Here is a 5,965-nt window from a genome sequence, read left to right as displayed (position 1 = left end):
GTCGGCGGCAGGGGGCCCGACGTCGGCGTCAGAGGGCCCGACTTCGGCGGCAGGGGGCCCGACCTCGGCGGGGGCGGGGTGGGGCGACATACAGCGATGCCCCCGGCCGAGGACGACCGGGGGCACCGCTTTGGGGATGGGAGCCTTACTCCGCGGGGATCTGAAGGACCTGACCGGGGAAGATGAGGTTCGGGTTGGAGATGGTGCTCGCATTGGCGTCGGCCAGGAGCTGCCAGCCGCCCTTGATGCCGAGCTGCTGGGCGATGGCGCTCAGCGTGTCGCCCGACTTGATCGTGTAGGTCTGGCCGGTGACGGGCACCTGCGAGGCGTGGCGCGGGGCGGCCTGCTGGACCGGGGCCTGCTGGACAGGAGCGGCCTTCGGAGCAGGGGCCTTCTGGACGGGAGCGGCCTGGGCGGGCGAAACCTGGACCGGGGTCGGGTTGGCGCCAGCCTTGCCGGACAGGCCGAGCTTCGCGGAGCAGGCGGGCCATGCGCCCCATCCCTGGCTCGCGAGGACGCGCTCGGCGACGGCGATCTGGGTGTCCTTGGACGCCTGGTTCGGCATCCCGGTGCCGCCGTACGCCTGCCAAGTGCCGAGGCTGAACTGGAGGCCGCCGTAGTAGCCATTGCCCGTGTTGATGGCCCAGTTTCCGCCGGACTCGCACTGGGCGATGGCGTCCCAGGTCGAGGTGCTGGCCGCGTTGGCGGCAGGGGCGGCCAGTGCGGCACCGCCGAGGGCGGCACCGGAGATGGCGGCAAGGGCGAGAGAACGGCGTGCGGCAGTGCTGAAGGTTTTCTTCTTCATGGTTTCTCAGATGCTCGGGACTCCACCGGCACTCATTCCGTCCAAGGAAGTCTTCGTGCGCCGCCGGCCCCTGACTGATTGAGGTCAGGACGTTGGTGACTGCGCAGACGGCGGCGAACGGTGGATGGCAGTACCCGGCATATGCAGCCGACGGCGCGCGCTGGCGTCGGCGTTGTACCCTCTCGAGGAGTCAGTCCGTTATCGAACCTTGACCTACCCTAGGGTAGAAATCCGCTGTTGCCAAATCGTGACCAAATCTAGTCTATGAGACTTCTCACATCGTCGGCCGTGAGCGCGGACGAGAACATGGCATCGTCGTCCATCACCGAGGAGAACAGGGCGGCCTTCTTCTCCTTGAGCTCCATGACCTTCTCCTCGATCGTCCCCCGTGCGACGAGGCGATACGTCATGACCGCGCGCTGTTGGCCGATGCGGTGCGCGCGGTCCACTGCCTGGGCCTCCGCGGCGGGGTTCCACCAGGGATCAAGAAGGAAGCAGTAGTCGGCCTCGGTGAGGTTGAGGCCGAAGCCGCCTGCCTTGAGCGAGATGAGGAAGACCGGCGCGTCCCCTTCCTTGAAGGACTGGACCACCTGTCCGCGGCGCTTCGTGGACCCGTCCAGATACACGTAGGCGATGCCCTCGGCGTCCATGCGGGCGGCGGCCTTCTTGAGGAACGACGTGAACTGGCTGAACACGAGCGCGCGGTGCCCTTCCGCAATGACGTCCGCAAGCTGCTCGAGCAGGACGTCGAGCTTCGCGGGCGGCACGCGATCGAGCGCGGGGTCGACGAGCGCCGGGTCGAGCGCCATGAGCCGCAGGAGTGTGAGGGAGCGGAACACGATGAACCGATTCCGGTCAAGGTCCTCGACCAGGCCCAGGACCTTCTCCCGCTCGCGCTGGAGGTACTGGTCGTAGAGCCGCCGGTGCCGGGGAGACAGCTCGACTTCGAGTCGCTGCTCGACCTTCTCGGGGAGCTCGGATGCCACGGCTTCCTTGGTCCGGCGGAGCATGAGGGGCCGGATGCGGCGCCGCAGCCGGGCGAGCTTGCGCGAATCGCCGTTCTTCTCAATGGGCCGCGCGAAGTCCTGTGAGAACACATGGGCGGTCGGGAACAGCCCCGGCGCGACGATCGCGAACAGCGACCACAGCTCCATGAGGTTGTTCTCGAGCGGCGTGCCCGTGAGCGCGAGTTTGAAGGGCGCGTCGAGGTCCCGCGCGTGCTGATGGGCCTTGGTCGCACGGTTCTTGAGGAACTGCGCCTCGTCCATTACGAGCCCGGCCCAAGGAAGCCCGGAATAGGCCTCGGCGTCGAGGCGGAAGAGCGCATAGCTGGTGACGACGACGTCAGCGCCCTTGACGCTTTCGGCGAGCGGAACGCCGGCGGCGGCCTGCGTGTCGGAGACTGCGACCGTCCGCAGCGACGGCGCGAAGCGGGCCACCTCGGAGGCCCAGTTCGGCACCACCGAAGTGGGCGCGACAACGAGGAACGGCGCCTCAGACTCAGCATTCGACTCCGCGCGCGCGTGCAGGAACAGGGCGAGGGTCTGCAGGGTCTTGCCGAGCCCCATGTCGTCGGCGAGCACGCCGCCGAGCCCATGCCGCCACAGGAACGCGAGCCACTGGAAGCCCTCGAGCTGGTAAGGGCGAAGCTGTGCGGCCAAACCAGCAGGCGCTGGGACCGGGTCGAGAGCCTTCGGATCGAGGAGCGCCTGCACCGTCTGCCGCCACCGAGGCGGCTCGACGGTCTCGCCCGCGAGCTCCGCGATCTCGTCCCAGAGCCCCGCCTGAAACAGACTCAGCTGCGGCGGCTTGGGCGCCCCACCCGGAGCCTGCCATTCGCGCAGCTCGTGCGACTCGTCGATGAGCTCTTTGAGCCGCAGGATTTCTGGTGTGTCGATCCGGAACCACGATTTGTCCGGGAGCATGATCTTGGTCCGCCCCCGGGCGAGCGCCACGAAGATGTCCTGGAACGCGACCTTGCGCCCCTCGACCGTCACCATGAGGCCGAGATCGAACCAGTCGCGCTTCTCGCTTTCCACCGCGCTCAGCACGAGCTCCGGTGCCCCGTCGAGCCGGCGGTAGTCCGGCTTCTCGCCGACGAGCACCACCTCGAGCCCCTGGACCTTCGCCAGCTCCGGGAGCGTCCGTTCGACGAAGTCCGCCGTGTCGAGGTCGGCGAGCGTGGCGTCCCCGAGCGAGCGCCCGGCAACCGCGCTGTCCTCGAGAGCCGAGAGCACGCGGGCGACGACGGCAGCCTCCGCCGCCTCGTCCCGCACCTCGTGCGCGCCCCGGCCCGCGTAGAGCGGAAGCTGCCGCACGTCGTCGCCCGTTCTGTAGTCCCAGTGCCAGGCGAGCCGTAGCCGATCCTGGGGCGCGAACGTGGCGGTGAGCACCAGAACTGGCGGCTCGATGGGGGGAAGCTGCACGCTCCCGTCGCTGCTGAGGACGTCCAGGCTCCGCGCGAGGTCCGGGTAGAGCTCGCCGAAGAACAGGTCCCGATCGGAGTCGGGGACGTGGATGGGCTCATGACGATGCAGGAGGGCGCGCTCGCGGTCCGTCAGCGGGCGCGAGGACGGGGCGAGGACGATCAGTTCGTCCTTGCCGTGGCGCAGCGCGGCGTACGCTCCGTGGTCCCCGATGGGTCCCGCAGAAGACACCGGAACCTCCTCGCCCTCGAAGGCGAGGGACGGGGCGACGGTCAGGCCGCCGTCGTCCGCCTCCCGCACGTCCAGACCCACCTCGACCCCCTTCGCGAGGTGGATCTGCACCGTGTTCTTGGATCCTACGAGCTCGATGCCCGCGGCCCTCGCCTCCCGCAGCACCGTCCACCAGAGCGAGCTGTTGAAGTCGTCGACGTAGATCCAGGGGTCGTTCGGGCGCCAGTAGTTGCCGCCGTCGGCGAGCTGGAGCGGCTGGACCTGCTGCAGGACCCGGAATTGTGCGGGGTCGAAGCTGCCCGCGTAGTCGCGCCGTCCGAAGGTCGACCAGGTGAGGCTCCCGCGGTTCCAGCGCCCTGTGCCGGGATCCTCGCTCACCGGGCGGACGCCCAACTTGATGCCCTCCTGGTGCTGACGCGCGTACACGAGCCCGTACTTCTTCCGCTTGTGAGCATCGAGGTCCCGCACCTCGAACTGGAGGGCCAGCCGCGTGCGTCGGGTCGAACCCGGCGTGGCGCCTTCCGGAGTGAGGATCTCCGCAAGGGCTGTGCGCCACGCAGGCTGCCGCGCCTTCTTCGTCACCGGGCTGGCGACACCCATCCGCGCCCGAACGGTCTGCTCGTTGGCCGCGAGGACTGCGGCGAGCATGTGCTTGCAGTCGTTCCCCACGGGGCAGGTGCACCAGCCGCCCTCGTAGAGGTCGCGGCCGGGCGCCTGACGGATGCGGACGAGGCACTCGTAGGGCTCGGGTTCGCTGCCCTGGACCTCTGCCGTGAGTTCACCGGCCAGCGGGTTCCAGTCGAAGTTCAGGACGTGGCCCCCTCGGGCGTAGGCCGTGGCGCGGGCCAGCGTCGTCGGACCCACGGACTTCACGAGCCCGTGCACATCGACCATCGGCAGGTCCGCGGGGACGGGGGAGAGGGGCACGATGCCATCCTCCCACGCCCCTCCGACAGGGGAACTGGAGGGCCGGGCGCTAGGAGACAGGGACCGCCGCGCCCGATGCCGTCCCGAGCCCGCGGACCGTCCAGCCGGAGGCGCCCCACGCCTTGGAGTCGAGCACATTCCGCGCATCGATGATGACCGGCCGTGCCACGATCCCGCCCAATTCCTCCGGGCTCAGCGCCCGGTACTCCGCCCATTCGGTCAGGAGCAGCACGAGTTCCGCGCCGCTGCAGGCCGAGTTCGCCGAGGGGTCGAACTTGAGCTGCGGGTAGCGCATCCACGCATTGTTGATCGCCTTGGGGTCCGTGACCACCACGTGGGCGCCAGCCTGGGCGAGGCGGAGCGCGACGTCGAGCGCGGGGGAGTCCCGAATGTCGTCGGTGTCGGGCTTGAAGGCCGCGCCGAGCACCGTCACGCGCCGACCGGCCACGGATCCGCCGCACAGCTCCGCGGTGATCGAGACGACCCGCGCGCGCTGATCCACATTGATCCGGTCCACGAGCCCCATCCACATATCCACCGAATCGACTGACAGCCCCCGGGCCTGCGCCCGGAACGAGCGGATGTCCTTGGGCAGGCACCCGCCGCCGAAGCCGAGCCCGGCGGCGAGGTAGCGCTGGCCGATCCGGGGGTCCAGGCCCATCGCGGCCGAGAGCTGCGTGACGTCGGCGCCGGCTGCGTCGCACAGCTCGGCCATGGCGTTGATGTAGGAGAGCTTGGTGGCGAGGTAGGCGTTCGCGGCCGATTTGATCAGTTCGGCTGTCGCGAAGTTGCACACGATCCGCGGCACACCGGCGTGCAGGAGCGGCGCGTAGACCTCGTCGAGCGCGCGGAGCACCAAGGGGGCGGCAGCATCGCCGTCGTCCACCCCATACACGAGGCGATCCGGCACGAGGGAGTCCTTGACCGCCGTGCCCTGCCGCAGGAATTCGGGGTTCCAGGCGAGCGCGGCGCCCGAGCCGGCGAGCCATCCCCGCACCCGCTGGACCGTGCCCACGGGCACGGTGGATTTGCCGACGACGACGGAGCCCGCCTTCGCGCGGACCGCAAGCGAGCGCGTGGCGGCCTCGACATAGGTCAGGTCGGCAATCTCGCTCGTCTTCGACTGCGGGGTGCCAACGCACAGGAAGTGCACCTCGCAGGCGGCCACGAGGTCCATCTCGGTCGTGAACCTGAGCCGGCCGGTGGCGCGACCCTCGGCGAGGAGCTCCTCGAGTCCGGGTTCGAAGAACGGCGCGAAGCCGCGAGCCAGATGCGCCACCTTGTCCGCATCGGTGTCGACGCCCACCACTTCGTGGCCCATCGATGCGAGCGTCGCGGCGTGGACGGCACCGAGGTAGCCGCAGCCGATGACGGAGATCTTCATGGAGTTCCTTTCGGGATTGGTGGGTTCAGCGCACCGCAAGGGGCGCGCGGGCGGCGATGACGTCGTCGTAATGGCGCACGAGCTCCCCGCAGATCGAAGGCCACGTCCGCCCCTGCACGCTCTGCACGGCGGCCTCGGCGAACGCGGCTCGCTTCGCGTCGTCGCCGATGAGGTCCCGCACGTAGGAGCGCA

At 69.5% G+C, this 5,965-nt stretch carries 3 protein-coding genes; all 3 read right to left on the bottom strand.

Features of this window, described 5'->3' with window-relative positions:
* Positions 1-145 precede the first annotated feature (145 nt).
* The 3 genes from ACTHL9_RS05930 to ACTHL9_RS05920 all read right to left on the bottom strand — a co-directional run bounded on the left by ACTHL9_RS05930 (position 146) and on the right by ACTHL9_RS05920 (position 5,773).
* Positions 146-805 carry a transglycosylase family protein gene (locus tag ACTHL9_RS05930; protein ID WP_440517922.1) on the bottom strand — a complete coding sequence of 220 codons (660 nt, stop codon included), beginning with the start codon at positions 803-805 and terminating at the stop codon, positions 146-148.
* Between the two features lie 257 nt (positions 806-1,062).
* Positions 1,063-4,389 (bottom strand): DEAD/DEAH box helicase, encoded by a 3,327-nt coding sequence (locus ACTHL9_RS05925; protein WP_440517921.1) that lies wholly within the window; start codon positions 4,387-4,389, stop codon positions 1,063-1,065.
* Positions 4,390-4,438: 49 nt separating this feature from the next.
* Positions 4,439-5,773 carry a UDP-glucose dehydrogenase family protein gene (locus tag ACTHL9_RS05920; protein WP_440517920.1) on the bottom strand — a complete coding sequence of 445 codons (1,335 nt, stop codon included), beginning with the start codon at positions 5,771-5,773 and terminating at the stop codon, positions 4,439-4,441.
* Positions 5,774-5,965 lie beyond the last annotated feature (192 nt).

It is taken from the genome of Sinomonas sp. (genome assembly GCF_051955515.1).
GTDB lineage: Bacteria > Actinomycetota > Actinomycetes > Actinomycetales > Micrococcaceae > Sinomonas.
This window is presented reverse-complemented; position numbering and strand designations above follow the sequence as displayed.